The organism is Bacillus sp. SJ-10, from assembly GCF_002843505.1.
In the GTDB taxonomy this organism is placed as follows: Bacteria; Bacillota; Bacilli; order Bacillales; family Bacillaceae; genus Bacillus; species Bacillus velezensis.
Genome location: NZ_CP025258.1, coordinates 1,645,925 through 1,672,027, shown reverse-complemented (window position 1 = coordinate 1,672,027; position 26,103 = coordinate 1,645,925). Strand labels below are relative to the sequence as shown.

General features: G+C 47.7%; 28 protein-coding genes. 20 read left to right on the top strand and 8 right to left on the bottom strand.

The annotated features are described in order from the left end of the window. Positions 1-76 precede the first annotated feature (76 nt). On the bottom strand, positions 77-1,246 hold the full coding sequence (locus CXL14_RS08465; protein WP_025285179.1) for an aminotransferase: 1,170 nt from the start codon (positions 1,244-1,246) through the stop codon (positions 77-79). Next, the gene (locus CXL14_RS08460) at positions 1,247-1,747 is read right to left on the bottom strand and encodes an Lrp/AsnC family transcriptional regulator (RefSeq protein WP_003152098.1); all 501 of its coding nucleotides are present in this window, start codon (positions 1,745-1,747) and stop codon (positions 1,247-1,249) included. 152 nt (positions 1,748-1,899) lie between these two features. On the opposite strand from CXL14_RS08460, the gene CXL14_RS08455 reads away from it, so the two are divergent. Then, entirely contained in the window at positions 1,900-2,721 is an 822-nt protein-coding gene (locus tag CXL14_RS08455) for an alpha/beta fold hydrolase (RefSeq protein ID WP_007408654.1), read from the top strand. A 24-nt stretch (positions 2,722-2,745) separates the two neighbouring features. On the opposite strand, the gene CXL14_RS08450 is transcribed toward CXL14_RS08455, so the two are convergent. Beyond that, positions 2,746-3,006, bottom strand: a complete 261-nt coding sequence (locus tag CXL14_RS08450) for a DUF1871 family protein (RefSeq protein WP_014418748.1) — start codon at positions 3,004-3,006, stop codon at positions 2,746-2,748. Positions 3,007-3,092: 86 nt separating this feature from the next. On the opposite strand from CXL14_RS08450, the gene CXL14_RS08445 reads away from it, so the two are divergent. The 3 genes from CXL14_RS08445 (at position 3,093) to CXL14_RS08435 (ending at position 6,096) form a co-directional block, all read left to right on the top strand. Next, positions 3,093-4,256, top strand: coding sequence for a MalY/PatB family protein (locus CXL14_RS08445; RefSeq protein WP_014418749.1), 1,164 nt, complete (start codon positions 3,093-3,095; stop codon positions 4,254-4,256). Positions 4,257-4,378: 122 nt separating this feature from the next. Next, positions 4,379-5,662, top strand: coding sequence for a sensor histidine kinase (locus CXL14_RS08440; protein ID WP_014418750.1), 1,284 nt, complete (start codon positions 4,379-4,381; stop codon positions 5,660-5,662). A 47-nt stretch (positions 5,663-5,709) separates the two neighbouring features. Beyond that, positions 5,710-6,096 (top strand): kinase-associated lipoprotein KapB, encoded by a 387-nt coding sequence (locus tag CXL14_RS08435; RefSeq protein ID WP_021495358.1) that lies wholly within the window; start codon positions 5,710-5,712, stop codon positions 6,094-6,096. Between the two features lie 24 nt (positions 6,097-6,120). Here the strand turns inward: CXL14_RS08435 and kapD are convergent, their stop codons facing one another. Continuing rightward, positions 6,121-6,738, bottom strand: a complete 618-nt coding sequence (gene kapD / locus CXL14_RS08430; RefSeq protein WP_029575323.1) for a 3'-5' exonuclease KapD — start codon at positions 6,736-6,738, stop codon at positions 6,121-6,123. Positions 6,739-6,889: 151 nt separating this feature from the next. On the opposite strand from kapD, the gene CXL14_RS08425 reads away from it, so the two are divergent. From CXL14_RS08425 to CXL14_RS08415, 3 genes are all read left to right on the top strand, one after another. Further along, positions 6,890-8,134 (top strand): multidrug efflux MFS transporter, encoded by a 1,245-nt coding sequence (locus CXL14_RS08425; protein ID WP_076983608.1) that lies wholly within the window; start codon positions 6,890-6,892, stop codon positions 8,132-8,134. A gap of 89 nt (positions 8,135-8,223) precedes the next feature. After that, entirely contained in the window at positions 8,224-10,098 is a 1,875-nt protein-coding gene (locus CXL14_RS08420) for a transglycosylase domain-containing protein (protein WP_012118304.1), read from the top strand. A 21-nt stretch (positions 10,099-10,119) separates the two neighbouring features. Then, on the top strand, positions 10,120-10,533 hold the full coding sequence (locus tag CXL14_RS08415; protein WP_014305710.1) for a thiol-disulfide oxidoreductase DCC family protein: 414 nt from the start codon (positions 10,120-10,122) through the stop codon (positions 10,531-10,533). A gap of 14 nt (positions 10,534-10,547) precedes the next feature. Here CXL14_RS08415 and CXL14_RS08410 read toward each other — a convergent pair whose 3' ends face one another. Beyond that, a complete protein-coding gene (locus tag CXL14_RS08410) occupies positions 10,548-11,105 on the bottom strand; it encodes a YufK family protein (protein ID WP_007408662.1) in 558 nt (185 codons plus the stop codon). Positions 11,106-11,279: 174 nt separating this feature from the next. Here CXL14_RS08410 and malK point away from each other — a divergent pair, with 174 nt between their 5' ends. The 6 genes from malK (at position 11,280) to nupQ (ending at position 18,729) form a co-directional block, all read left to right on the top strand. Further along, a complete protein-coding gene (gene malK / locus CXL14_RS08405) occupies positions 11,280-12,881 on the top strand; it encodes a malate sensor histidine kinase MalK (protein WP_014418754.1) in 1,602 nt (533 codons plus the stop codon). Beyond that, positions 12,874-13,581 (top strand): response regulator, encoded by a 708-nt coding sequence (locus CXL14_RS08400; RefSeq protein WP_003152077.1) that lies wholly within the window; start codon positions 12,874-12,876, stop codon positions 13,579-13,581. The genes malK and CXL14_RS08400 overlap by 8 nt, the downstream gene beginning before the upstream one ends. A gap of 401 nt (positions 13,582-13,982) precedes the next feature. Continuing rightward, positions 13,983-15,056 (top strand): BMP family lipoprotein, encoded by a 1,074-nt coding sequence (locus tag CXL14_RS08395; protein ID WP_007408665.1) that lies wholly within the window; start codon positions 13,983-13,985, stop codon positions 15,054-15,056. Positions 15,057-15,197: 141 nt separating this feature from the next. Next, positions 15,198-16,730: an ABC transporter ATP-binding protein gene (locus CXL14_RS08390; RefSeq protein ID WP_014418755.1), complete on the top strand. Its 1,533-nt coding sequence runs from the start codon at positions 15,198-15,200 to the stop codon at positions 16,728-16,730. Next, positions 16,723-17,769 carry an ABC transporter permease gene (locus CXL14_RS08385; RefSeq protein ID WP_014418756.1) on the top strand — a complete coding sequence of 349 codons (1,047 nt, stop codon included), beginning with the start codon at positions 16,723-16,725 and terminating at the stop codon, positions 17,767-17,769. The genes CXL14_RS08390 and CXL14_RS08385 overlap by 8 nt, the downstream gene beginning before the upstream one ends. Continuing rightward, positions 17,770-18,729, top strand: coding sequence for a guanosine ABC transporter permease NupQ (gene nupQ / locus CXL14_RS08380; protein WP_003152071.1), 960 nt, complete (start codon positions 17,770-17,772; stop codon positions 18,727-18,729). A 44-nt stretch (positions 18,730-18,773) separates the two neighbouring features. On the opposite strand, the gene CXL14_RS08375 is transcribed toward nupQ, so the two are convergent. Next, complete coding sequence (locus tag CXL14_RS08375) at positions 18,774-18,992, bottom strand: hypothetical protein (RefSeq protein ID WP_014721737.1); 219 nt, start codon at positions 18,990-18,992, stop codon at positions 18,774-18,776. 242 nt (positions 18,993-19,234) lie between these two features. Between CXL14_RS08375 and CXL14_RS08370 the strand changes: the two genes are divergently transcribed. From CXL14_RS08370 to mnhG, 7 genes are read left to right on the top strand one after another with little or no spacing between them, the layout of a single operon-like run. Then, a complete protein-coding gene (locus CXL14_RS08370; protein WP_014418757.1) occupies positions 19,235-21,637 on the top strand; it encodes a Na+/H+ antiporter subunit A in 2,403 nt (800 codons plus the stop codon). Beyond that, positions 21,634-22,065, top strand: a complete 432-nt coding sequence (locus tag CXL14_RS08365) for a Na(+)/H(+) antiporter subunit B (RefSeq protein ID WP_007613424.1) — start codon at positions 21,634-21,636, stop codon at positions 22,063-22,065. The genes CXL14_RS08370 and CXL14_RS08365 overlap by 4 nt, the downstream gene beginning before the upstream one ends. After that, positions 22,065-22,406, top strand: a complete 342-nt coding sequence (locus tag CXL14_RS08360) for a Na(+)/H(+) antiporter subunit C (protein ID WP_014418758.1) — start codon at positions 22,065-22,067, stop codon at positions 22,404-22,406. The genes CXL14_RS08365 and CXL14_RS08360 overlap by 1 nt, the downstream gene beginning before the upstream one ends. After that, on the top strand, positions 22,399-23,880 hold the full coding sequence (locus CXL14_RS08355; protein ID WP_032863920.1) for a Na+/H+ antiporter subunit D: 1,482 nt from the start codon (positions 22,399-22,401) through the stop codon (positions 23,878-23,880). Before CXL14_RS08360 ends, CXL14_RS08355 begins: the two co-directional genes overlap by 8 nt. Positions 23,881-23,885: 5 nt before the next feature. Next, entirely contained in the window at positions 23,886-24,362 is a 477-nt protein-coding gene (locus tag CXL14_RS08350) for a Na+/H+ antiporter subunit E (protein ID WP_014418760.1), read from the top strand. Continuing rightward, positions 24,362-24,646 (top strand): Na(+)/H(+) antiporter subunit F1, encoded by a 285-nt coding sequence (locus tag CXL14_RS08345; RefSeq protein ID WP_012118311.1) that lies wholly within the window; start codon positions 24,362-24,364, stop codon positions 24,644-24,646. Before CXL14_RS08350 ends, CXL14_RS08345 begins: the two co-directional genes overlap by 1 nt. Next, on the top strand, positions 24,630-25,004 hold the full coding sequence (gene mnhG / locus CXL14_RS08340; protein ID WP_003152056.1) for a monovalent cation/H(+) antiporter subunit G: 375 nt from the start codon (positions 24,630-24,632) through the stop codon (positions 25,002-25,004). Before CXL14_RS08345 ends, mnhG begins: the two co-directional genes overlap by 17 nt. 39 nt (positions 25,005-25,043) lie before the next feature. Here the strand turns inward: mnhG and CXL14_RS08335 are convergent, their stop codons facing one another. Together CXL14_RS08335 and CXL14_RS08330 are read right to left on the bottom strand one after the other, a co-directional pair. Then, positions 25,044-25,427 carry a hotdog fold thioesterase gene (locus CXL14_RS08335; RefSeq protein ID WP_014418761.1) on the bottom strand — a complete coding sequence of 128 codons (384 nt, stop codon included), beginning with the start codon at positions 25,425-25,427 and terminating at the stop codon, positions 25,044-25,046. A 21-nt stretch (positions 25,428-25,448) separates the two neighbouring features. After that, on the bottom strand, positions 25,449-26,093 hold the full coding sequence (locus CXL14_RS08330; protein WP_014418762.1) for a two-component system response regulator ComA: 645 nt from the start codon (positions 26,091-26,093) through the stop codon (positions 25,449-25,451). Between the last annotated feature and the right edge of the window lie 10 nt (positions 26,094-26,103).

Sequence of the window (26,103 nt, the reverse complement as noted above, 5' to 3'; positions counted from 1 at the left end):
GGGGTATACTATGATTACGAAGGCTTTCTAGTATTCCCCCCTTTTATTTGGATGCGAACCGGGTTCGTATCTTTTTTTATGCCCTTTTTTCAACAAACCGTTTGATTCTGACGAGCGCTTCCTGAATCTGCTCAATGGATGTCGCATAGGAACATCTGATGTAGCCTTCGCCGCTCGGGCCGAATACATTCCCCGGAACGACGGCTACTTTTTCCTCAATGAGCAGCTGTTCCGCGAATTCTTCTGAACTCATGCCGGTCGACTGAATGGAAGGAAAGGCGTAAAATGCTCCGCCGGGGTGGTGGCAGCCGAGTCCGATTTCGTTCAATGTCTCCACAATCAGGTTTCGGCGTCTCCGATAGCTTTTCTTCATTCTTTCGACGTCTTCCTGGCCGTTTTTCAGCCCTTCAAGCGCCGCGTACTGAGCCATGGAAGGCGCGCACATCATCGCGTGCTGATGAATTTTGAGCATGGCATCCCTGATCACGGGAGGCGCCGCCGTAAATCCGAGTCTCCACCCCGTCATGGCAAATGCTTTGGAGAAGCCGGAAATGAGAACCGTGCGTTCCTTCATGCCGCGGATGGCCCCCATGCTCGTAAATGGCTCATCATACGTCAGCTCGGCATAAATTTCATCGGCAAGCACGATCAAGTCGTGTTTTTCAGCGAAAGCAGCGATGGATTCAAGCTCTTCTTTCGAATAGACAGAACCTGTCGGATTTGACGGCGAACATAGAAGCAGCGCTTTTGTTTTGTCCGTCAGGGCTGCTTCAAAATCGGCTGCTGATGCTTTAAAACCTTTTGCAGCGACAGTCTGAATCGGCACCGGCTTCGCCCCCGTCAGGGTCACGAGTGATTCATATGCGACAAAACACGGTTCGGGAATTAACATTTCCTCCCCGGGATTCATAATGGCGCGGACAGCGAGATCAAGCGCCTGGCTTGCCCCTACCGTAACGATCAGTTCACTGTCAGGCGAATAACTCAGGCCGAACCGCTGATCTAAATAGCGGCTGATTTCTTCTCTCAGTTCATAAAGACCCGCATTTGCCGTATAAGCCGTATAACCCTGTTCTAAAGAAAGAATACTCGCTTCCCTCACGTTCCAGGCCGTCACAAAGTCAGGCTCTCCCACTCCCAATGAAATGACGCCTTCCATCGTAGCAGCCAGATCAAAGAATTTGCGGATGCCTGACGGTTTAATCTGCTGCACGTAGTCAGATAAATAAGAAGTCTTCGTTTCCATTTACGGAGACACCACGATTCTTTTGTCATCGTCTCCGCTTTCAAAGACTTTGCCGTCATGCTTATATTTTTTCAGGATAAAGTGCGTCGTCGTGGAAACGACGGACTCAAGGGTGGACAATTTTTCAGACACGAAGCTTGCCACGTCTGACATCGTGTTACCGCGAATAACGACAGATAAGTCATACACCCCTGACATCAGGTACACTGATTCAACTTCCTGGAATCTGTATATCCGCTCAGCGACTTCATCAAAGCCGACATTTCGTTTCGGAGTGACTTTTACGTCAATCATCGCCGTGACGCCTTCCAAACCGTCGACTTTGCGCCAGTCGATCATCGCCGCATAATCAATGATGACTTTTTCCTTTTCAAGCTTTTCAATGATGCTTTTGACTTCTTCAGCGGGAATGTTTGCCATTTTCGCAATCGTTTCCGCATCAACGCGGCTGTTTTCGTCTAAAATTTCTAATATTTCTGTTTCTTTTTCGGTCAGCTTCATACGTTTCACACCTTTGCATTATCAAAAATCTTCATGACATTATATCACGATTTTCGACAAATGCTAAGAAAAACCCGAAAGAAACCAGAGCTAAAATCTGACAATCAAAAAAGACTTTACATTACAACAAAGAAAGGACGGCGAAGGCTCTCATGGAAGCTGTTTCACCGATTAAACGGGCCGCGATAGACGGAGTTGAGCTGTATTACGAGCATTATGAAAATCCCGGCAGACAGACACTCGTCTGCGTACACGGTTTTTTATCTTCGGCATTCAGCTTCAGAAAACTGATCCCGCTGCTCAGAAACCATTATGATATTATCGCCGTTGACCTGCCTCCTTTCGGGCAATCGGAAAAGTCACGGACTTTCGTATATACTTACGCAAACCTCGCCAAGCTTCTGATCGGACTTCTGGAAAAGCTCGGTATCAGCCGGGCCGCACTCATCGGCCATTCAATGGGCGGCCAGATTTCCTTATCCGCGTCTCTTCTCAGACCCGAGCTTTTTTCTAAAATCGTCCTGCTGTGCAGCTCGGGGTATTTAAAGCGCTCGCACCCGTCGATTATATTCGGGACGCATCTCCCTTGTTTTGACCTGTATCTTAAGTATTGGCTTTCAAAAGACGGCGTGCTGAACAACCTGTTAAATGTCGTTCACGACCGGACGCTTATCGATCAGGAAATGATTGACGGTTACGAAAAACCATTTACAGACCGCCAGATTTTCAAAGCGATGACAAGGTTTATCAGACACAGGGAGGGCGATTTAGAGCCCGAGGATTTGAAGAAAGTGCAAAACCCCGCTCTTTTAATCTGGGGAGAAGAAGACCGGGTCGTTCCGGTCTCAGTCGGAAAACGGCTTCATGACGACCTGCCGGATTCCATTCTGTATTCACTGAAGGATACGGGGCACCTCGTACCCGAAGAGCGCCCGGAGTTTGTTTCGGAGCGGATTTTTGAATTTATTCAATAAAAAAACCGGCGGAACCGCCGGTTTTTAAGGGGTGCAGGAGCTGCTTTCTTTTATGGACAGAAGCTGCTCGGCGGCCTTTTGGCAGCCTTCGATCGGAAGCTTTTGCTCAAATGAAGCTTCAAAGATATCCTGAATGGCTGCTGCCAGCTTGTCGGCACGGTCTTCACTGTAGACGGCCTGAACGATGTCGACGGCTTCTGTCTCATAAAAATCTTCTCCATATTTAAACGGGTCCCACTTGGCAATGATTTTCATCATTTCCATGACCGCTTGGCTTTCTTCCATTTTCATCACCGCTTATAATAAAGTTTGCAATTCTATTTTATCATAGATACGCTGTGCAAAATAATGATACTACAGGAGTGACATACATGAACTTTGATCTTCGAGAAAACCGTCTTGGCACACAATCGGTGAAATGGGACAAGGCGGAAGCGTTATTCGGCGTATCGGATGCGCTTCCGATGTGGGTTGCCGATATGGATTTCCGCGCTCCCGAAGCGGTCACTGACGCCTTAAAAGCCCGCCTTGACCACGGCATATTCGGTTATACGTCTCCTGACGAAAACACAAGAGAAGCCGTCGCTTCATGGCTTGAGACGCGGCACGGCTACCGGCCCGATCCCGCAAGCATCGCGTTCAGTCCCGGTGTTGTCACGGCAATCAGCATGGCCGTACAAGCCTTTACCGAACCGGGCGATCCGGTGTTGATTCAATCACCGGTGTATACGCCTTTTTATCAGATGATCAAGGAAAACAAACGGCAGGTTTTACATAACCCATTACGGGAAGAAAATGGCGTCTACTGTATGGATTTTGAGGATCTTGAGAAAAAGCTGAACGATTCTGAGGTCAAGCTGATGATTCTTTGTAACCCCCACAATCCGTCCGGCAGAGCGTGGAGCCGGGATGAGCTTATGAAGCTCGGATCGCTGTGCGCCGCCCATAACGTCACCGTCGTTTCTGACGAGATACATTCCGACTTGATGCTGTACGGAAAGCCGCATACGCCTTTCGCTGCTCTGTCTGAGGAGTTTGCGCGGATTTCCGTTACTTGTGTCGCGCCGAGCAAGACGTTTAATATTGCCGGCATTCAGGCATCCGCCATTATCATTCCCGATCGGTATAAGCGGGCGAAATTCTCCGCCGCATTGCATCAGAACGGGATTTCCAGCCTCAACACATTTGCGGTTGCAGCAATCGAAGCGGCCTATACAAAGGGAGGCCCTTGGCTTGACGCGCTGATTCCTTACATTGAAGGGAATATGAAATTGGCTGAGGACTTTTTAAGACAAGAATTGCCGAAAGTCCGTATGATGAAGCCTGACGCTTCCTATTTGATCTGGATGGATTTCAGCGAGTACGGATTTTCGGATGCCGAGCTCAAAGAAAGAATGCTCAAAAAAGGGAAAATCATATTAGAGCCGGGAACAAAATACGGACCGGGCGGCGAAGGATTTATGAGACTTAATGTCGGCTGTTCAGCCGCCGCCGTAAAAGAAGGGCTTGAGAGAATGAAAGCAGCGCTCGCTTAGCAGCGGAAAGAACGCCTTTATCAGATGAGATAAGGGCGTTCGCTTTAGAGAAATATATACTTTTTTTTCCGGTAAAGATGTTATAATAGATTCATATTTACATAGGAAAGGATTTCGCATAAATGGAGATTGTAAAGGATTACCTGCTTCACTTCTCTTTTATTTTATTCCCTATTTTTCTTTATCAAGTCTTCTGGCTCAGCAAGCCCGATTTGCTTGTGCCGAGAGCGAACCGCCTGCTGGTCGCCGTATTTGCAGCGTCATCTTCCTTATTATGTACGGCTTTTCCCATCCAGGAGCTTCATTCCGTCCGTTACGGTTTGCAGCTGATTCCCATTATCGTCTGCCTGCTTTATTCCGGTACCGCCGCAGGACTTGCCGCAGGGGCGGCATCCGTTTTTTTTCAGCTCATATGGTTTGAACCTTCCGCTCTTTTTTTCTTATCCTTAATTCCTTTTTTAATCATCATCCCTATCCAGCTCCAAACGAAATGGCCTTTTTTTTCAAAGCGGAAGAAACTGCTTTTCGCTCTTCTCATCGGCTGCACTGAAACCGCCTTATTAACCGCATCTGTCTTCATCTATTCCGCGACCAATATTTTCAATTTTCAAAATCTACCTTCCGTTTATTATGAGGCGGCAGTATCTGTTTTTTTTCAAGTCAGCGCCCTTTTGCTGTGCATTTATTTGATTGAGATCATTGATGAGAATGCGTCCATGCGGGCAAGGCTGATTCACTCAGAAAAAATGGCCGTCGTCAGCGAGCTTGCGGCAAGCGTCGCCCATGAAGTCCGCAATCCGCTTACGGTCGTCAGAGGTTTTGTGCAGCTGCTGTTCAGCGGCGAGCAGCTTCAGGACAAATCCCACTCCGGATATCAGAAACTTGTGCTGTCCGAACTCGACCGGGCTCAGACGATCATTACGAATTATCTCGATATGGCGAAGCAGGATGACTATGAAAAAGAAAAGTTTGATATTTCTCTGCTCGTAAAGGAAACAGGTTCCTTAATGGAGTCTTATGCCCATTTTAAATCGGTGACCGTTACGGTTCGAAGCGAGCCTGATTTATATGTGTTCGGCGATGTAAAAAAACTGAAACAGGCCTTCATTAATCTGATTAAAAACAGTATTGAAGCCGTGCCCTCTGAAAACGGCCGAATCGAGGTCTCCGTCCAAAAACAGGAAGAGATGATTCTCATTCAGATTACGGATAACGGAATCGGCATGTCCGATGAAGAACTGCAGAAACTCGGCAAGCCGTATTATACGCTGAAAACGAACGGCACCGGGCTCGGGCTTACCGTGACATTCTCGATTATTCAGCATCATGAAGGCTCCGTCTGTTTCACCAGCGGCGAGCACTCGGGCACAACGGCCTCAGTCAGGCTTCCGGCAGCTGTTCACTAGCCAACCGCGTTGATCTTTTATAGAATAACTAGAGAGAGGTGAACGCTATGAATACGTTTGAAATCGGCACAATCGTAAAAGGGTTTTATAAAACAGGAGCATACATAGGGGAAGTGACAGACGTCAGGCCCAATCACTATTTAGTGAAAATTAAAGCCGTTCTGACGCATCCCGCTCAAGGAGATCTTCATCATCCGAAGCAGGCGGATGTTCCGTTTTTTCATGAAAGAAGAGCGCTTGCATTCGGGGAACAGACAAACATACCGCATCAGATGGTCAAACCGTTTGATGGCGAGGTGCCTGATTATACGGCTTCCTTACAAGCGGCGTCTGCCCGGCTGAAAGATCAGCTTACAGCGGACGGCTCAGAATGGGCGGAACGTTCGCTCGCCAACTTGGCCGCGTTAGAGCGTGACTATTTTAAAAGAACTTGACCCAGTCGGCATGATTGGGTTTTTTTATGTGGCCCGGCGAAACAGTTCAGTCAGATCGACGCGATCACCGATCGTCGGAGGTTTCGGTTTTTCAAGATATTGTTTATCCCGCTCGACAAGCTTGAATAATTTGTATGTCGTCTGCGCATCATCCAGCGCTTTATGATGCGTGCCCGTCCCTTTATCGCCATACTCTTCTGCCGCTTTCCAAAGGCCGGTCAATGTTCTGTCGCCGAAGAAGTTTTTGTATTCAAGGGACAGATCCCGAAGTTCTCCTTTGAACGGAAAAGGGATGTGGTTAAACATGCAATTTTGCTTTAACACTTTCATATCCATATTGCCCCAGGTGACGATCGTGCAGTTTTTATCAGGATCAAGCTCATTTAATTTGCGGATGAATTCATTAAACGTGATTCCGCCGTCCACGTCTTTTTGGGTGATGTTCAGAAAGGTTTTGCATCGTTTCGTCAGCTTCGGAAATTTTTTCGGTTTGATATAACTCGAAAACGTTTCAGTCACTTCATCATTCACCGTCTTGACAATCCCCGCTTCAATAATCTCGGGAAAGAAATTTTGCGGGCTGTATTTTCCGTCAGGCATTGTAAATTCAAAATCAATAATGAGCAGACTGCGCTGATCCACTTTTTTTACACCTGCCTTTCCTCCGATCAAAAATGATATTTTATGATAGTATATCAGTTTCCCCTCTGAAACTTTCTTCATTTTCTAAAAATAATGAATTTTCCTATATCCGCATCGAAAATACAAATACCGGATTCATTCCTATATACTTATGATTAGACACACGAAAAGTAAAGAAGGTGATGTTATTTCTGTCCGTAAGAAGAACTTCGTCGTCATTTGGATTACAAATTTCTTTATTTCCGCCAGCATGACCATGATTGTTCCGTTTCTTTCGTTATATATCGAAACGATCAGCCCCCATTCGGGCGGGTATGTGCAGAGATGGAGCGGGTATGTGTTCGGCGTCACGTTTTTAATGGCGTTTGTGATTTCCCCGTTTTGGGGAAGATTCGGCGATAAGCGCGGCTACAAAAAAATTCTCTTGATTACAGGAACCGGCATTGCCGTCAGCATTTTATTGATGGGGTTTGTGACATCCGTTTATCAGCTGTTTGTCCTGCGGCTGCTTATGGGTCTAGTAACAGGCTTTGTTCCGACATCGCTTGCCATGATTTCGGCGCAGACGCCGAAAGAGACTGCCGGGAAAACGCTCGGCACGCTGCAGATGGGTCAGGTGTCAGGCACTTTATTCGGACCGATGCTGGGCGGGCTACTCGCTGACAGCTTCGGGTTTACGTACACATTTTTTATTACGTCTTTTGTTATTTTCGCATCTGTGCTTCTCGTTTTATTTCAGGTGAATGAGCAGCCGCTCGGCGAGAAACAAAACAAGCGGAAAACCTACTCCAGAAAACAGGTGCTCTCTTATATTTTTCACCAGCCCGCGCTTTGGGCGATGATGGTGCTTACTATGATCGTGCAGACCGGCAATTTCAGTATTCAGCCGTTGCTCGCTTTATATGTCAATGAGCTGCACGGACCTGTTAATTTAGCTTTTTTCTCCGGAATGGCGTTTTCAGCGACCGGACTCGGAAGCTTACTGCTTGCCCGGAAATGGGGGGACTTCGGCGACCGCTTCGGCCACAGCCGGATCTTAATCGTGCTTTTGATTGCCTCAGCGGTGTTTTTCATTCCGCAGGCGCTCGCCTCCTCCCTCTCCATTCTGTTAGTCTTCAGATTTCTGTTCGGCATGGTCATGGGCGGCACGCTCCCCTGCATTACGGCCGCGATCCGCGTCAGGGCGCCGGGCAGCATCCAGGGAGAGGTGCTCGGCTATAACGTCAGCTTTCGCTTTCTCGGAAATGTGCTCGGCCCTCTGCTCGGAGGTGCGGTCTCAAGCGGTTTTTCCATTTCGGCTGTTTTCTACGTCACCGCCTTTCTCTTTTTAATAGGCGCGGGGCTTTTATGGATGGCGGGACATCTGCAAAAGGATACAGCGTCAAATGCGGGCTGACCGGCAGCGATCACGATTTCTTCTAAATTTAACCTTCTCGTATTCTTAAAAGAATGATACGATATGGCTAGAAATCAGGAGAAAAGAGAGTGACCATGGTACGTAAAATAATCGGATGGATTTTGCTGCTCGGCATTATCCCGTTGTGTGCATTTACAGTTATTGCTTCCGGCAAAGAGGTAAAACAAATCAAGCCTTTTGATCAGGTGCTCGATAAACATATTGATTTAAAAGCGATCAACCTGGTTCAAAACAGTTACATGTATGACAGGGACGGAAGCCTTGTTTCTGAGATTGTCAGCGATCATGAGAACCGCGTGATCGTGCCCTTTAATAAAATCCCGAATGAGGTAAAACAGCTGTTTTTAACCTCTGAAGACCGTCATTTTTATGAGCATAAAGGGTTTGACTTTATGGGGATGGTCAGGGCGGCCGCCTCCAATTTCAAAGATCATAAAATTGATCAGGGCGCCAGCACCATCACCCAGCAGCTGGCAAGGAATGTGTATTTAAGCCATGAACGCACCTTCAGCCGAAAACTGACGGAGCTGGCCTATTCCTATCAGCTTGAGAAAAAATACAGCAAAGATGAGATTTTAGAAGGCTACTTAAATACGATTTATTTTAATAACGGCGTATACGGTGTCGGTTCGGCGGCACAATTTTATTTCAGCAAGCCGCTGAAATCTCTCACTTTGGGAGAAATGGCCTTTATCTGCGCCATCCCTAATAACCCTACATTATATGATCCTCTCAAGCATTTTGATTATACGAAAAAACGACAAGTCAGATTGCTTAACGGATTGAAAAAAGCAGGCGTTATATCCGGGAAACAGCTGAAAAAAGCCGAAAAGGAAAAGATCAAGCTTGATATAAACGAAAAAACAAATAAATATCCTGACTATGTTTCCTATGTAAATGATGAATTCACACAGCTTGTTTCATCATCCGAAGGCTATGACAAACGTCTTGAAAAAGCTTCCGGAAAGGCGAAACAAAAAATACAGAGTGAGCTTTCCGACAGAGTCAGCACATTGTTAAAAGACGGCGTGAAGATTTATACGGCGCTGAATCCGTATATGCAAAACCAGGTCGTCGCCCAAGTGAATCAAAATCTGCCGTATGCAGGCGTCCAAGGCGGAGCGGCCGTGATTAATCATCAGACACATCAGATTATCGCGCTTTCAGGCGGGAAAGATTATCATAAATATGATTTCAACCGCGCCTATCAAGCATACAGACAGCCCGGTTCATCCATTAAGCCGCTGCTTGATTACGGACCTTACATTGAAAAGACCGGCGCAACGCCACACAGCAAGATTGACGCAAGCAAATTCTGCAGCGCGGATTACTGCCCGCAGAACTATAATAACCGCACGTACGGCACGGTCACGCTGGAAACGGCGTTTAAATACTCGTACAACACACCGGCCATCAGAATCATGGACCGCGTCGGCGTCAATAAGGCGTTCAGCTACCTTGAACCGTTTCATTTCGCGAAGCTGGTCAGCGCGGATTACCGTCTGCCTGCGGCGCTGGGCGGTTTTACAAACGGCATGACGCCGCTTGAAATGACCAATGCGTATACCACGTTCGGCAACAACGGCGTTTATACGCCGAGTCACGCGATTACAAAAGTGACTGATTTAAAAGGAAAAACGATATTAAAATGGAAAGATGAGCCGACGCAGGTATTCAGCGTGCGGACCAACATGCAGATCAAAGAAATGATGAAAGCCGTCGTCAAAAGCGGTACAGGAAAGAAAGCGAACTTTAAAGCTCCGTACGTCGGCGGAAAATCAGGAACGTCAAATGACTATCACGATATGTGGTTTGTCGGCCTGACGGACGCTTATACGATGGGGGTATGGGTCGGCAAGGATACACCGTCAAGCGTCGAATACCTTCATGACGCAAGCCCTCAGCTTTCGATCTGGAAAAACACGCTGCAGGCAGCTTACTAAAGATAACGGAGGGGATCCGCTTTGAAACCAGCTCAGCTTCCGGACCGCGTGCTTTTGTTTGACGGCGTCTGCAACTTATGCAGCGGCGCCGTTCAATTCATCATTAAACGCGATCCGGCCGGCAAAATCTCATTTGCTTCATTGCAATCAGATACCGCCCGGGAGCTTTTGGCATCAGAAGGACTTCCGACAGAACAATTTGACAGCATGATTTTTATCGAAAACGGGCGGATATACAAAAAATCCGCAGCCGTGTTAAAGGTTTCACGTCATCTCCGTGGAGCCTGGCGGCTGTCAGCGGTTTTTTTCGCAGTGCCCCGCCCCCTCAGGGACAGAGCCTATTCTTTCATCGCCCGGCGCCGTTACAAATGGTTCGGAAAAAGGGAAGCATGCATGCTCCCCTCCCCTGAGATCAAAAACAGATTTCTGTCTTAACAAAAATGGCTAGCTTACACAGGTAAGCTAGCCATTATGCTATTATAAAGCTTGATAAAGATGTACAAAATACCGATAACAAAAGTAAACCAAAACAGAATCTCAAGCAATATAAAACCGATCAGCGAAACGATAGAGAGTGTCGAATAGATTCTGTACACCATGAAAATCAAATAAACGAGCGTAACAACGGCAAATAACGCCGCAATCCAAAAACCATTCTGCACGAGCGCAAAGGAAAGAATTCCTCCGCCTACATAAATTAAAGAGCCTAATCTGATTTTTTTCAGATTGTCCCCTTCAGGGTCATTTGTGAAAAACAAAAGAGACAGCTCTGTCACTGTGTTTGCAATCAGCTTCAAAGCCGAAAAGAGCATAAAATACACAAGGGCGAACGCTGCAAAAAGCGCCAGTCTGATCCCTTTCTCAGAGAAATAATCCAGCATCCCCTGATACATGCCGAGCGTCTGAAGTATCTTCATGACATAAAGCGAGGTAGAAATGGATAATGACGAACTAAAAAGCAGAATCGCAACGAGCGGAAAATAACCCGTCCAATAAGTATTTTTCATATAAAAAGTCCCTTTCTGTAATCTACTTCACTTATTATGGAGGACTTAAAACACATTGACAAGATAAAAAATTCCATTTTTCCTCACTTTTACGAAATAAGGGCCTGATCTTCACAAACCGGCTTTTTCGGAGTAAAGTAGAACGCGGGAATGATAAACGTAAGGAAGGCTGTTATGAAAAAAACATTAAAATTGCAAACCCGATTAACGATATTCGTCTGTATTGTCGTCCTTATCGCACTTTGTATCACCTTTTTCACGATCAGCGTCCAAACAGCAGACCGCGTGAAAGAAGAAGAACGGACAACCGCGCTGCGCACCGCAAAGCTGGTCGCGGAAACACCGAGTGTCACGCAGGCATTGCAAACAAGAAAAGGGCTGAAAGAGCTCCGGGATTATACATTAGACGTCCAGCATACGACAGGAACCGAATTTGTTGTGGTGATGGATATGAACAGCATCCGCCTCACCCACCCCGACGCAAATAAAATCGGGAAGAAATTCACCGGCGGAGACGAACAGCCGGCGATGCACGGCCATATCAAAACGAGCACATCAGCGGGAACTCTCGGAAAATCCATGAGAGCCTTCGTACCGATCTATGGAAAAGATAAAAAACAAGTGGGCGTCGTTTCGGTCGGAATTTCGCTTAACAAAATACAGGATGTCGTCAGCCACAGTTTGAGACCGCTTTATTTCATCATCTGCGTAAGTATTTTTGTCGGCGTCATCGGAGCCGTCATTGTCGCCCGCACCGTCAAAAACATTATGTACGGTCTTGAGCCTTATGAAATCGCCACCCTGCTGGAAGAGCGGAGCGCCATGCTCGAATCAACGAAGGAAGGCATCCTGGCGGTTGACGCGCGGGGAAAAATTAAGCTTGCCAATGCGGAAGCGAAACGGCTTTTTATTAAAATGGGTATTCCGACTAATCCGGTCGATCAAGATGTGAACGATATTCTCCCGAAAAGCCGGCTGAAACAGGTGATTGAAACGAAAAAACCGCTTCAGGACAGGGATATCCGCATTAACGGGCTTGAGCTGGTCTTTAATGAGGTTCCGATTCATCTGAAAGGACAAACCGTCGGAGCGATCGCCACGTTCAGGGACAAAACGGAGGTCAAACATTTAGCAGAACAGCTGTCCGGTGTTAAAATGTATGCAAACGCATTAAGAGCCCAGTCTCATGAATTCATGAATAAGCTTCATGTCATTTTAGGGCTTGTCCAGTTAAAAGAATACGATGATCTCGGCACTTACATTAAAGACATTGCCATTCAGCAGAAGACGGAAACAAGCGAAATTATAAGTGATGTCAAAAGTCCGGTTCTCGCAGGGTTTCTTCTAGGAAAACAAAGCTACATACGCGAACAGGGTGCTGATCTGGACATTCAGCTAGGCAGCCTGATCCCGAATGCGGCAGATCCGGCCGTCATCCATGAGCTCATTACGATTATCGGAAACCTGTTAAACAACGCGCTCGACGCGGTGGCGCAGATGCCGAAAAAAAACATTACGTGCTCAATGCGGTTTCAGGATCGTCAGCTTGATATAGAGATTACGGACACGGGAGCCGGAATGTCTGCGGCAGACCAAGCCCGTATTTTTGAACAAGGTTATTCCACGAAAGGGACAAACCGGGGGTTCGGCCTCTATTTCACCCAGCAGGCAACAGAAAATTTAAAAGGCCATATGATTGTGACAAGTGAAAAGAATGAAGGAACGACTTTCAGTCTTCGCATTCCGTATGAACCGAAGGAGGAAAATGATGATTAATGTACTCATAGTTGAAGACGACCCCATGGTGGGTGAATTAAATAAACGCTATCTCAGCCAGATTGAAGGATTTCAGCTGAAAGGGATCGCATCATCCTTTCAAAGCGCGCTGCACGTGCTGAGCGAGCATCATATCGATCTCATCCTTCTTGACATTTACATGCCGGGAAAAAACGGGCTTGAGCTTTTAACGGAAATCCGCAAGCAAAATGAATCGGTTGATGTCATCGTCATTTCGGCCGCAAGCGAGCTGGACGTCATCAAAAAAACGCTTCGGTACGGCGCCGTCGATTATTTAATCAAACCATTTGAATTTGACCGCTTTCAAACCGCTCTTTCCGACTACAGACGCAAGCAGAAAGTTTATCAATCACACAGAAGCATGACACAGAAAGAATTGGATGCCGAGCTTTTTCAAAAGAAAGAAGCGGCGGAAAAGGTTCACCTTCCGAAGGGATTGACAAAAAGTACGCTTAAACTCATCTGGGCGAGCATTGAGTCTTTCGGTGACGGCTCTTTTACCACGGAAGATCTCGCCAAGCATACTGAAATCTCGCAAGTCTCCATCCGGAAATACCTTAAATTTCTGGAAGACATACAAGTGCTGAATGTAGAGATGGCGTACGGCACGATCGGCAGACCCGTCTTTCAATATCATATCAACACCGGCAATGTCAGCAGCATCAAACAATATTTATAATGTCAAAAAGCGCCGTTCCGCTGTGAACGGTGCTTTTTTACTGTCATATCCCGTAACAAAAGGATTGAGATTCCTTTTTTGTATGCTATATAAGGATAATGACTAGGCTGATCCTCCTCTGTTTTATCCAGATGAGGAAGCTGATTCATAAAATTGATATTTTTTAAAAAATAAGCAAATTTCTATTTATTTATGACGGGTAAAATGATAAATTATGATTGGTTAGCAGATCTTTTCAGATAAGTCATAAGTCCCGAACCCGGAAGAGACAGCCGCTCAAAGCGGGAAAAAGAGAGACGTCTCATCATTATTATCAGAAAGTTTTTTCGATTCTGCATCCGGTACGGGGACTCAAGTCTGAATTGAACGGCACAGCCATATTTTACAGGGGGGTTATATCTTTGAAAAAACGCAAAATCGGAATGGCGATGGCGCTCATCGCGGCGGCCGGAACCATATTAAGCGCATGCGGTTCAAGTGACAAAGCAAACGGCTCCGGCAGCAAAAACTTTACCGTCGGCATGGTAACGGATATCGGCGGTGTCGATGACAAATCATTTAACCAGTCCGCCTGGGAAGGTATTCAGGCATTCGGAAAAGACAACGGGCTTACAAAAGGCAAAAGCGGTTTTGACTATCTTCAATCAAAATCAGATGCGGATTATACAACGAACTTAAATAAATTAGCGCGGGAACACTTTGACCTGATTTACGGCGTCGGGTATCTGATGCAGGATTCCATCAGCGAAATCGCCGATCAGCGCAAAGACACAAATTTTGCGATCATTGACGCCGTTGTCAAAAAAGACAACGTGGCGAGCCTTACATTTAAAGAGCAGGAAGGTTCATTCCTCGTGGGAGCGGCCGCTGCGCTATCGAGCAAAACGGGAAAAGTCGGATTCGTGGGCGGAATGGAGTCTGAATTGATCAAAAAATTCGAAATCGGCTTCCGCGCGGGTGTACAAGCCGCAAATCCGAAAGCGACCGTCGAAGTGAAATATGCGGGCGGATTTGACAAAGCCGATGTCGGTAAGGCGACGGCTGAAAGCATGTACAAATCAGGCGTTGACGTCATTTATCACGCGGCCGGCGCAACGGGAACGGGCGTCTTCACAGAAGCGAAAAATCTGAAAAAAGAAGATCCGAAGCGGAACGTATGGGTTATCGGTGTTGATAAAGACCAGTACGCGGAAGGTCAAGTCAAAGGCACAAAAGACAATGTCACTCTCACATCAATGGTCAAAAAAGTGGATACAGCCGTAGAGGACTTAACGAAAAAAGCGAGTGACGGGAAATTCCCGGGCGGCAAAACATTAACATACGGTTTGGCGCAAGATGCAGTCGGCATCTCGGATCACAAGGAGAACCTTTCTGACGATGTCATCAAAGCAACAGACGATTGGAAGAAGAAAATCGCGGACGGGCTCGAGATCCCTTCAACTGAAAAAGAATTGAAATCCTTCAAGGCTGAGTAAGAACCAGGGGATAAGGAGACTTCCGTGCTTATCCCCTCTCTTTTATGAAAAGAGCGGTGAAGGAAAAGCTGCATCTCTTGCAGCTTTTCTTTTGCCAAGCTCTTTCTCATCAAAGTATCTCTGAAAAGGAGCGTCAAATCGGTGGATTATATCATTGAAATGCTTAATATACGCAAGGAGTTTCCCGGAATCGTCGCCAATGATGACGTCACGCTTCAAGTGAAAAAAGGCGAAATACACGCCCTTCTCGGTGAAAACGGCGCCGGAAAATCGACACTCATGAACGTTTTATTCGGCCTGTATCAGCCGGAAAAAGGCGAGATCCGGGTGCGGGGCGAGCGCGTTCACATCAACAGCCCGAACAAAGCCAACGATCTCGGCATCGGGATGGTGCACCAGCATTTTATGCTTGTGGATACCTTTACCGTCTCAGAAAATATCATTCTCGGAAAAGAGCCGAAAACATTCGGCCGGATTGACAGACAGCGCGCCGCCCGGGACGTGCGCGATATTTCCGACCGTTACGGCCTGCACATTGATCCTGAAGCCAAAGTTGCCGATATTTCCGTCGGTATGCAGCAGCGGGCGGAAATATTAAAGACCCTCTACCGGGGGGCCGACATTCTCATTTTTGACGAGCCGACCGCGGTGCTGACTCCGCACGAAATTCAAGAACTGATTCAGATTATGAAAAATCTTGTCAATGAAGGAAAATCAATTATCCTCATCACCCACAAATTAAAAGAGATTATGGAAGTCTGCGACCGTGTCACCATCATCCGGAAAGGAAAAGGCATTACAACACTCGATGTCGCACATACGGATCAAGATGAACTGGCAAGCCTGATGGTCGGACGCGAAGTGTCATTCAAGACGGATAAACAAGCGGCCGATCCGAAACAAGAAGTGCTTTCGCTTTCTGATGTAACGGTTAAAGACGCGCGCGGCGTTGAGGCGGTCAAGCAGCTCTCCCTCTCAGTCAGAGCCGGTGAAATCGTCGGCATTGCGGGCGTTGACGGAAACGGCCAGTCTGAATTAATTGAAGCCATTACAGGTCTCAGAAAAACAAATGCCGGCACGATCACGTTAAACGGCAAACAGCTGCAAAACATGCCGCCCAGGAAAGTCACTGAAGCCGGAATCGGGCATATACCGCAGGACAGGCATAAACACGGGCTCGTCCTTGATTTTCCGATCGGAGAAAATATCGTGCTGCAAAGTTATTACCAAAAGCCCTACTCTTCTTTCGGCATACTAAATAAACACACGATTTATGACAAAGCGCGAAGCCTGATTGAAGAATACGATGTCAGAACACCTGATGAATATACGCCTGCGCGCGCTCTCTCCGGGGGGAATCAGCAAAAGGCCATTATCGGCCGGGAAGTGGACAGAAATCCGGATCTTTTAATTGCGGCCCAGCCGACGCGGGGACTCGATGTCGGCGCGATTGAATTCGTCCATAAAAAGCTCATTGAGCAGCGTGATGCCGGTAAAGCGGTGCTTCTGTTATCTTTTGAACTTGATGAAATAATGAATCTCAGCGATCGCATCGCCGTCATCTTTGAAGGCAGCATCATCGCAAACGTCAATCCGCTTGAAACAAACGAGCAGGAGCTCGGACTTTTAATGGCGGGAAGTAAGCAAATGGAGGCGGGGAAAACACATGATTAATCGACTTTCTCATCTGGCTGTGCCGCTGATTGCGATCATCCTTGGGTTAGCTGCGGGTGCGGTCATCATGCTCGCCAGCGGCTACAATGTCGTAAGCGGGTATTCGGCTCTTTGGAGCGGCATTTTCGGTGAAGTGTATTACATCGGGGAATCGATCCGGCAGATTACGCCATATATTTTGTCCGGATTGGCCGTGGCATTCGCATTTCGGACCGGCCTGTTTAATATCGGGGTTGAAGGACAGCTCCTTGTCGGCTGGACCGCCGCGGTGTGGGTCGGCGCTTCCTTTGACGCCCCCGCTTACATCCACCTTCCGCTTTCGTTATTGGCGGCCGCGGCTGCGGGCGGCATGTGGGGCCTGATTCCCGGATTTTTAAAAGCCCGTTTTTTTGTCCACGAAGTGATTGTCACGATCATGATGAATTATATCGCTCTTCATTTAACCAATTATCTCATTTCCGATGTCATGACGGACCACCGGGACAAAACAGACAAAATTCATGAAAGCGCGTCGCTCCGCTCGCCGTTTTTAGAGCAGCTGACAGATTACTCCCGCCTTCACTGGGGCATTCTGATCGCTCTGTTTGCGGCAGTTCTCATGTGGTTTATCATTCATAAAACAAAAAGCGGATTTGAATTCCGGGCTGTCGGCTTTAACCAGCACGCCGCACAATACGCCGGAATGAGCGTCAGAAAAAATATGATGTACGCCATGATGATTTCCGGCGCCTTCGCAGGGCTTGCCGGCGCGATGGAAGGACTCGGAACCTTTCAATACGCGGCGGTTAAGGGCGCCTTTACCGGCGTCGGCTTCGACGGCATTGCGGTTGCGCTTCTCGGCGGCAGCACGGCAATCGGCGTTGTTCTGGCGGCATGTCTTCTCGGCGGCCTTAAAGTCGGGGCATTAAATATGCCGATTGAATCCGGGGTGCCTTCTGAAGTCGTTGACATCGTCATCGCCATTATTATTTTGTTTGTGGCATCAAGCTACGCCATCCGTCTCATCCTTGATAAATTGAAGAAAAAGGGGGCGAAGTAAGTGGACTTCCTGCAGATTTTATCCATTATTGTCCCGGCAACACTCGTATATGCGGCTCCGCTTATTTTAACCGCTCTCGGCGGCGTGTTTTCTGAAAGATCGGGAGTTGTCAACATCGGTCTTGAAGGACTGATGATTATCGGCGCCTTTACAAGCGTCATGTTCAACTTATTTTTCGGACGCGAGCTTGGCGCCGCCGCTCCGTGGCTCGCCTTGGCTGCGGCTATGATTGCCGGCGGACTGTTCTCACTGATCCACGCGGCTGCCGCGGTTTCTTTCCGCGCCGATCAGACGGTAACCGGTGTGGCGATCAATATGCTCGCGTTAGGAGCGACACTGTTTATCGTCAAGCTGATTTACGGAAAGGCCCAGACTGATAAAATCCCGGAGCCCTTTTACAAAACGAACATTCCCGGGTTAAGCGATATTCCGGTTTTAGGAAAGATTTTCTTTTCCGACGTATATTATACGTCGATTTTAGCCATCGTACTGGCCTTTGTTTCCTGGTTTATTTTATTCAAAACGCCGTTCGGCCTCCGCATCCGTTCTGTCGGGGAACATCCGATGGCGGCCGATACGATGGGAATCAATGTGTTCGGCATGCGCTATATCGGCGTTATGATCAGCGGGCTGTTCGGCGGGCTCGGCGGCGGTGTATATGCTTCCACGATCGCGCTTGATTTCACCCACTCCACCATTTCCGGGCAAGGCTTTATCGCTCTTGCCGCGCTGGTTTTCGGCAAATGGCATCCGATCGGCGCGCTCGGGGCGGCGCTGTTCTTCGGGTTTGCGCAGAGTTTGAGCATTATCGGCTCGCTTTTGCCCCTGTTCAAAGACATTCCGAATGTATACATGCTGATGGCTCCTTACATTCTGACCATTCTCGCGCTTGCCGGCTTCATCGGCCGCGCGGACGCGCCTAAAGCCAACGGCATCCCTTACATTAAAGGAAAACGCTGATTGCCACACAAAAAGAGTTCCGCACCCTGGTGCCGGAACTCTTTTCATCTATATACGATTCTGATATACTCACGCGGCTGAAACGGCGTTTGCATTGATTCAGCCGCACTCAGCTTGTCTTCTGCGTATTCCGCACCGAGAAAAAAACGCTCCCAATTATCCGCCTCCGTCTGCTGCCTCCCTTTGCAGAAATCGTCCGCTATGAATGTTCCTGCAATAATAGAACAAAATATTCCAATACAGGCCGCCGCCTTTCTCTTCATCTGACCAGCTCCTTTTTTAAAAGCTTGATCTGAAAGATAAATGTATATACAAAGATCAGGATATTTGATAAATTTATTTTGGGTTCAAAAGACCACAAAAACACAGAAAGGAATACATTATGCCGTAGCAGGGTAAAAAAAAGTGCGATATAATTTGTACTGGGTCCTATGACCGTGAATTGATTGATTCACTCTTACATAAAGCAGTTGCTTGATGAAAAACAAGCAAAGGAGGTCTTCTGTTGCAGCTGTTACATTTCGCGATTTTGGCGCCTTTTTTATTTGCATTTATCGTTCCCTTTCTTTATAAACGGGTAAAACAAGTCCATACAGGCTGGTTTGTGCTGATAGTGCCCGTTGTGCTGTTTGTTTACTTTATCAGCAAGCTCCCTGTCACAATGGCTGGGGAAACCGTCCGGTATGCGGCCGAATGGATTCCGTCCCTCGGTATTAACTATACCGTTTATATTGACGGACTCGGGCTGTTATTCGCTTTATTGATTACGGGCATCGGCTCTTTGGTGACGCTTTACAGTATTTTTTACTTATCGAAGGACAAAGAAAAGCTCGGCCCCTTTTATGTGTACCTGCTGATGTTTATGGGCGCGATGCTCGGCGTTGTGCTCGTCGATAACGTCATCGTGCTTTATATGTTCTGGGAGCTGACAAGCCTGTCATCCTTCTTATTAATCGGGTATTGGCATAAGCGGAAGAAATCACGCTACGGGGCGGAAAAGTCACTGCTGATTACCGTCGGCGGCGGACTGTGCATGCTCGGCGGCTTTATCCTGCTGTATCTGATGACGGATTCTTTCAGTATCAGGGAAATGGTCAACCAGGTGCATATTATCGCAGGCCATCCGTTCTTTATTCCGGCGATGGTTCTCCTGTTATTGGGGGCCTTTACGAAATCAGCGCAGTTTCCGTTTTATATCTGGCTGCCTGATGCCATGGAGGCGCCGACTCCTGTCAGCGCCTATCTGCACTCGGCTACAATGGTGAAAGCGGGCATTTATGTGATTGCCAGATTCAGTCCGGTTTTTGCATTTTCACCCGTCTGGTTTTGGACGGTTGCCTCAGTCGGTCTGATCACGATGGTATGGGCTTCCTTCAATGCGATTAAACAAACCGATTTAAAAGCGATTCTGGCATTTTCCACAGTCAGTCAGCTCGGTATGATTGTATCGATGCTCGGCGCAGGAGCCGCCGCGCTTCATTACCAGCATTCAGAGTATTTTACGGCGGCTGTCACCGCGGCTGTGTTTCACTTAATTAACCATGCTACTTTTAAAGGAAGTTTATTTATGGCGGTCGGCATTATCGACCATGAAACGGGAACACGGGACATCCGCAGGCTCGGCGGCCTGATGGCGCTTATGCCGGTAACGTTCACCGTTTCACTGATCGGAACGTTTTCCATGGCGGGCCTCCCTCCGTTTAACGGCTTTTTAAGTAAAGAAATGTTCTTTACAAGTATGCTGCGGATTGCTCATGCAGATATTTTCAGCCTGGATACGTGGGGCGTGCTGTTCCCCGTTCTCGCATGGATCGGGAGCGTCTTCACTTTCATCTACAGCATGAAGCTGTTTTTCAGAACGTTCAGCGGCGCGCGCAAACCTGATCAGCTTGAAAAGACGCCGCATGAAGCACCGCTCGGCATGCTGATTTCGCCGGTGATCCTTGCCGCTTGCGCCGTCAGTCTGTTTTTTGCACCGAACGTTTTGTCTTACAGCCTGATTGAACCGGCGATGAACTCCATTTATCCGGCTCTGTTAACCGGCGGAGATACATTCCATGTCCATATTTCCCAGTGGCACGGGGTGACGGCTGAGGTAATGATGACCCTCGGCATCATCATTGTCGGCACGATCGGTTACGTAACGCTATCTAAATGGGAGCGTTTGTACGGTCTGTTTCCGAAAAAACTGACGCTGAACAAGCTTTACGATGCGGTGACGGGCAGTATGGAAAAAAGATCTTACCAGCTGACGTCATCGTATATGACCGGATTTTTGCGGGATTATCTGCTGTATATTTTTGCGGCGTTTATCATTCTCATCGGAACGGCATTCGTCATGAAAGGCGGCTTTTCCATGACAGCGAAAGGCATGGCTGAAATCGGCCTGTATGAAATCGTGCTGTCCCTCGTTATGGTGAGCGCAACGATTGCGACTGTGTTCGCCAAATCGCGGCTGACGGCCATTATCTCACTCGGTGTTGTCGGGTACACACTCGCGCTGTTTTTCGTGATTTTCAGAGCGCCCGATCTGGCGCTCACGCAGCTCGTCATTGAGACGATATCTGTCGCCTTGTTTCTTCTTTGTTTTTACCATCTGCCGAAAATGCGGCGGAAAAAGAAGACAAGAACATTCCGGATGACGAATTTTATCATTTCTCTCGGTGTCGGCGTCATCGTGACAATGCTCGGAATCGCATCTTCCAGCGAAAAAACAAAAGACAGCATCTCCTCCTTTTTCACCGCTTACAGCCATAAGCTCGGGGGAGGAAACAATATCGTCAACGTCATCCTCGTTGATTTCAGGGGATTTGATACGATGTTTGAAATCACGGTGCTGTCGATTGCCGCACTCGGGATTTACGGCATGATCAGAACAAAAGTAAAAGAGGAGGGAGAAGAGCGTTGAGACAGCAAAAAACAAACGACATCATCCTTCAGACGGCAACGAAGCTTGTATCTTTTATCATTCTGCTTTTCTCTTTCTATTTATTTTTATCGGGGCATAACGCTCCCGGCGGAGGATTTGTCGGCGGACTGATTACGTCTTCGGCCATCGTGCTGTTGCTTTTGGCCTTTGATTTAAAAACCGTCAAATCGATTTTGCCCGTCAATTTTATTTATGTGGCGGGCGCGGGTCTGCTTATCGCGATTGCAACGGGTGCAGGTTCGTTCTTATTCGGAGCACCCTTTCTCACCCATACATTCGGCCATTTTCATCTCCCGGTGCTTGGGAATACGGAGCTTGCAACGGCCACTTTGTTTGATTTAGGTGTGTATCTCGTTGTTGTCGGCGTGACGATGACCATTATTCAAACGATTGGAGAGGAAGAATAATGGAAATCTTAATGTCTGTCATTGCCGGTATTTTGTTTATGGCGGCAACCTACCTGCTGCTTTCTAAAAGTCTGCTGCGCGTGATTATCGGCACCGCGCTTTTAAGCCACGGCGTCCATTTGCTGATCCTGACCATGGGCGGACTGAAAAAAGGCGCTCCTCCCATACTGGGCGGAAAAAGCTCGTCGTTTGTCGATCCGCTGCCGCAGGCACTCATACTGACGGCGATCGTTATTTCGTTCGGCGTCACGTCCTTCCTGCTTGTGATGGCGTTTCGCGCCTATCAGGAACTGAAAACGGACGATATGGATCGAATGAGGGGAAATGATCAACATGAATAACTTTGTGATATTGCCTATTCTGGTGCCGCTGCTTGCCGCAGTGCTGCTGATTTTTATGAACAGGCACGTGATGCTGATGCGGATATTCAGCACTGCCGCTTCCTGTGTCTCCATCGTCATCAGCGCCGCTCTCGTTCAGACCGTTTTCACACACGGGATTCAGACGCTGACACTCGGCGGCTGGAAAGCACCGTACGGCATTGTGCTCGCCGCGGATCAGCTCGCCGCACTGCTTGTTTTGACAACCGCCATAATCGGGCTGCTCGTCACCCTGTACTCCTTCCGCTCCATCGGAGAAAAAAGGGAGCGCGCTTTCTATTATTCAGGGGTGCAGTTTCTTCTGGCCGGCGTAAGCGGAGCGTTTTTGACGGGTGACCTGTTCAACATGTACGTCTTTTTTGAGCTTCTGCTTATCGCGTCCTACATGCTGATCGTGCTTGGCGGAACGAAAATTCAATTAAGAGAATCATTGAAGTATATCGTGTTTAACATTGTGTCATCAGCGTTTTTTGTCATCGGCGTCGGTTACTTATACGCGGTGACGGGCACGCTGAATATGGCTGATCTAAGCGTAAAAATAAGCGAATCGGGCCAGACCGGGCTGATCACCGTCATCGGCGTCCTTCTTCTCGTCGTTTTCGGTTTAAAGGGCGGAATATTCCCGCTGTATTTTTGGATGCCGGGCTCTTATTACGCCCCGCCGGCTGCAATTTCGGCTTTATTCGGGTCTCTTTTGACGAAAGTCGGCCTGTATGCAATTTTAAGAGTATTCACCCTGATCTTTATTCACGATACGGGCTTTACCCACCAATTGATGATGTGGCTTGCGATGCTGACGGTGCTATTCGGCGTAATCGGATCTATCGCCTTTTCGGATGTCATGAAAATTGTCATCTACAATATTATTACAGCCGTCGGCGTGATTTTGTTCGGCATTGCCATGAACACGCCGGCCTCCATTCAAGGAGCGGTTTATTACTTGATTCACGATATGCTGATTAAAGGAGCGCTGTTTATGCTTGCCGGCACGCTTATCGCATTGACAGGCACTGCCAGCATGCATAAAATGGGCGGACTGATCACCCGTTATCCCGTTTTAGGATGGATGTTCTTTATTTCAGCCATATCTTTGGCCGGCATCCCGCCGTTCAGCGGATTTGTGGGCAAGCTGAAGATCGCGGAAGGCGGGTTCGATAAGGGGGAAACATTGTTTTCCGTATTGATTCTCTTATCAAGCCTGCTTGTGCTCTATTCCGTGCTGAAGGTTTTTACGACGGCTTTTTGGGGGGAAGAAAAAGAAATCCCCGGCGCAGGCGGACGGTCCGCAAAAGGACTTCTTTATCCGGCAGCCGCTTTTCTCCTTTTGTCTCTTCTGTTCGGGCTCGGAACCGAATGGGTTTCACCGTATGTTAATCAGACGGCTGAGAATCTGCTGAATCCGGAAAAATACATTGAAGCTGTTTTGAAGGAGTAGATGGCATGGCTTTTCAACTATTATTAAATGTTCTTCTCGCTGTTTGCTGGATGTTTCTCACAAACAGCCTCAGCGCGGCGGGTTTTATGACCGGATTTATCGCGGGCTTGGCGGCGCTGTTTTTTTTCCGGCGCTTCTTCTCGCGGCCGTTTTATATTTGGAAAATATGGTCAGTCATCAAACTGGCGCTGGTCTTTATAAAAGAATTATATTTGGCCAATGTCAGCGTGCTGAAAACCGTTATATCGCCGAAACTGAACATCCGCCCGGGCATTTTCGCGTTTAAGACGGAATTGACGGAGGATTGGGAGATCACGCTGCTCTCGCTGTTAATCACTTTAACACCGGGTACGCTCGTGATGGATATCTCCGATGACCGGTCGATTCTCTATATACACGCCATGGACATTGAAGATGCGGAGAAAGCAATCCATGACATCCGCGTCTCTTTTGAGAAAGCCATTCAGGAGGTGAGCCGCTGATGTTTACGTTTATTCTGCAATTATCACTCGGCATTATGGCGGTTTCGACTCTTCTGTACGTCATTCGCGTCATAAAAGGGCCTACGATACCGGACCGGGTCGTCGCGCTTGATGGGATCGGCATTAATCTGATTGCCATGACCGCGCTTGTATCCATTCTCTTAAACACATCGGCCTTTTTGGACATCATACTGCTGCTCGGCATTTTATCGTTTATCGGCACGATTGCCTTTGCTAAGTTTTTGGAGAAAGGAGAGATTATCGAAAATGATCGAAATCGTTAAATGGGCCGTCGCCGTTTGTATTCTGATGGGATCGCTGATCTGCCTGGTCGCGTCTTTCGGCACACTCAGGCTTCCTGATGTGTATACGCGCGCCCACGCCTCTTCAAAAGGCTCGACACTCGGCGTTAATTTGGTATTGCTCGGGGTGTTAGGCTACTTGTGGATGCTGACCGGAGAAATTTCTGTAAAAATACTGCTCGGCATCATTTTTATCCTGCTGACGGCGCCGGTCGGAGCGCACCTCATATGCAGGGCCGCGTACAATTCGGGAGCGGCGCTTGATAAAAGAAGCGTTCAGGATGATTACAAAGGGATCAGAAACTTTGTGATCAAACGAAAAGAAGATTCATATTTGTAAAAACAAACAGCCGGACGATTCAGGGTTCCGGCTGTTTGTTTATTTTGTTATAACAGCCAGCGTGCAGCGGGAAACACAGATCAGCCTTTCCCGTTCATCGAAAATGTTAATCTCGTACACAATGGTTGCCCTGCCTGTGTGAACGGGTTTCGCAATCGCCGTGACCGTCCCGCCCTCTTTCACGGATTTTAAATGATTGGCATTAATCTCAAGCCCGACACACGCCTGTTTCGATCGGTCGATAAAATGCTGGGCCCCGACACTTGCAACAGTCTCCGCCAGCGCTGCTGACGCGCCCCCATGCAGATATCCGAAAGGCTGCACCGTTCTCTTATCCACCGGCATCACCGCCACGCATCTCTCCGGCGTGTTTTCAGTGATTTCAATACCGAGTGCGCCGAGCAATGTATTGTTCAGATTCATAGGTCATTCTCCCTTCAAGATTTATAGTACGTTATCTGACTTGGCGATCAACACCGCTTCAGTGCGGGAGCCGACATTCAGCTTGTTAAAAATGGATGTCAGGCTGTATTCAATCGACCGCTTGCTTAAGTGAAGCGCATCTGCGATTTCCTGATTGGTCAAACCTTTTTCGACCTCTTGGAGAATATGGCGCTCTCTCTGTGTTAACCGATCCTGCTCACTTTGAGGGGAAGAAGACGTTTTTGTTTTTTGCTGGGTCATCAGCTGTTTGAAATAGGAGAAATCAACTAAAATCTGTCCGTTGAGCACGTGATATATGTATTGCATGATTTTCTCTTTAGATTCGGTTTTGCTGATGGCGCCATGAAGGCCCGCGCGGATGGATTCTTCAAAATAATCTTCAACCTCATAGCCTGTGTAGACAATGATTTTACAGAGAGGATTCTCTTTTAAGATTTTCTTGGAAAGCTCTATGCCGCTGATGTCATCACCCAGATTTAAATCCATTAATATGAGATCGTAAGCTGAAAAATCATGCCGGAGAACGAATTGTTCACTGGCATCAGGACTGAGGCAATCGACAGAAAGATTCGTGTCCGTTTCCAGAATCGTCTTGGTGCCCTCCATGACAGCCGGATGATCATCAATCACTAGTATCTTTTTCATGGTTTCCTCC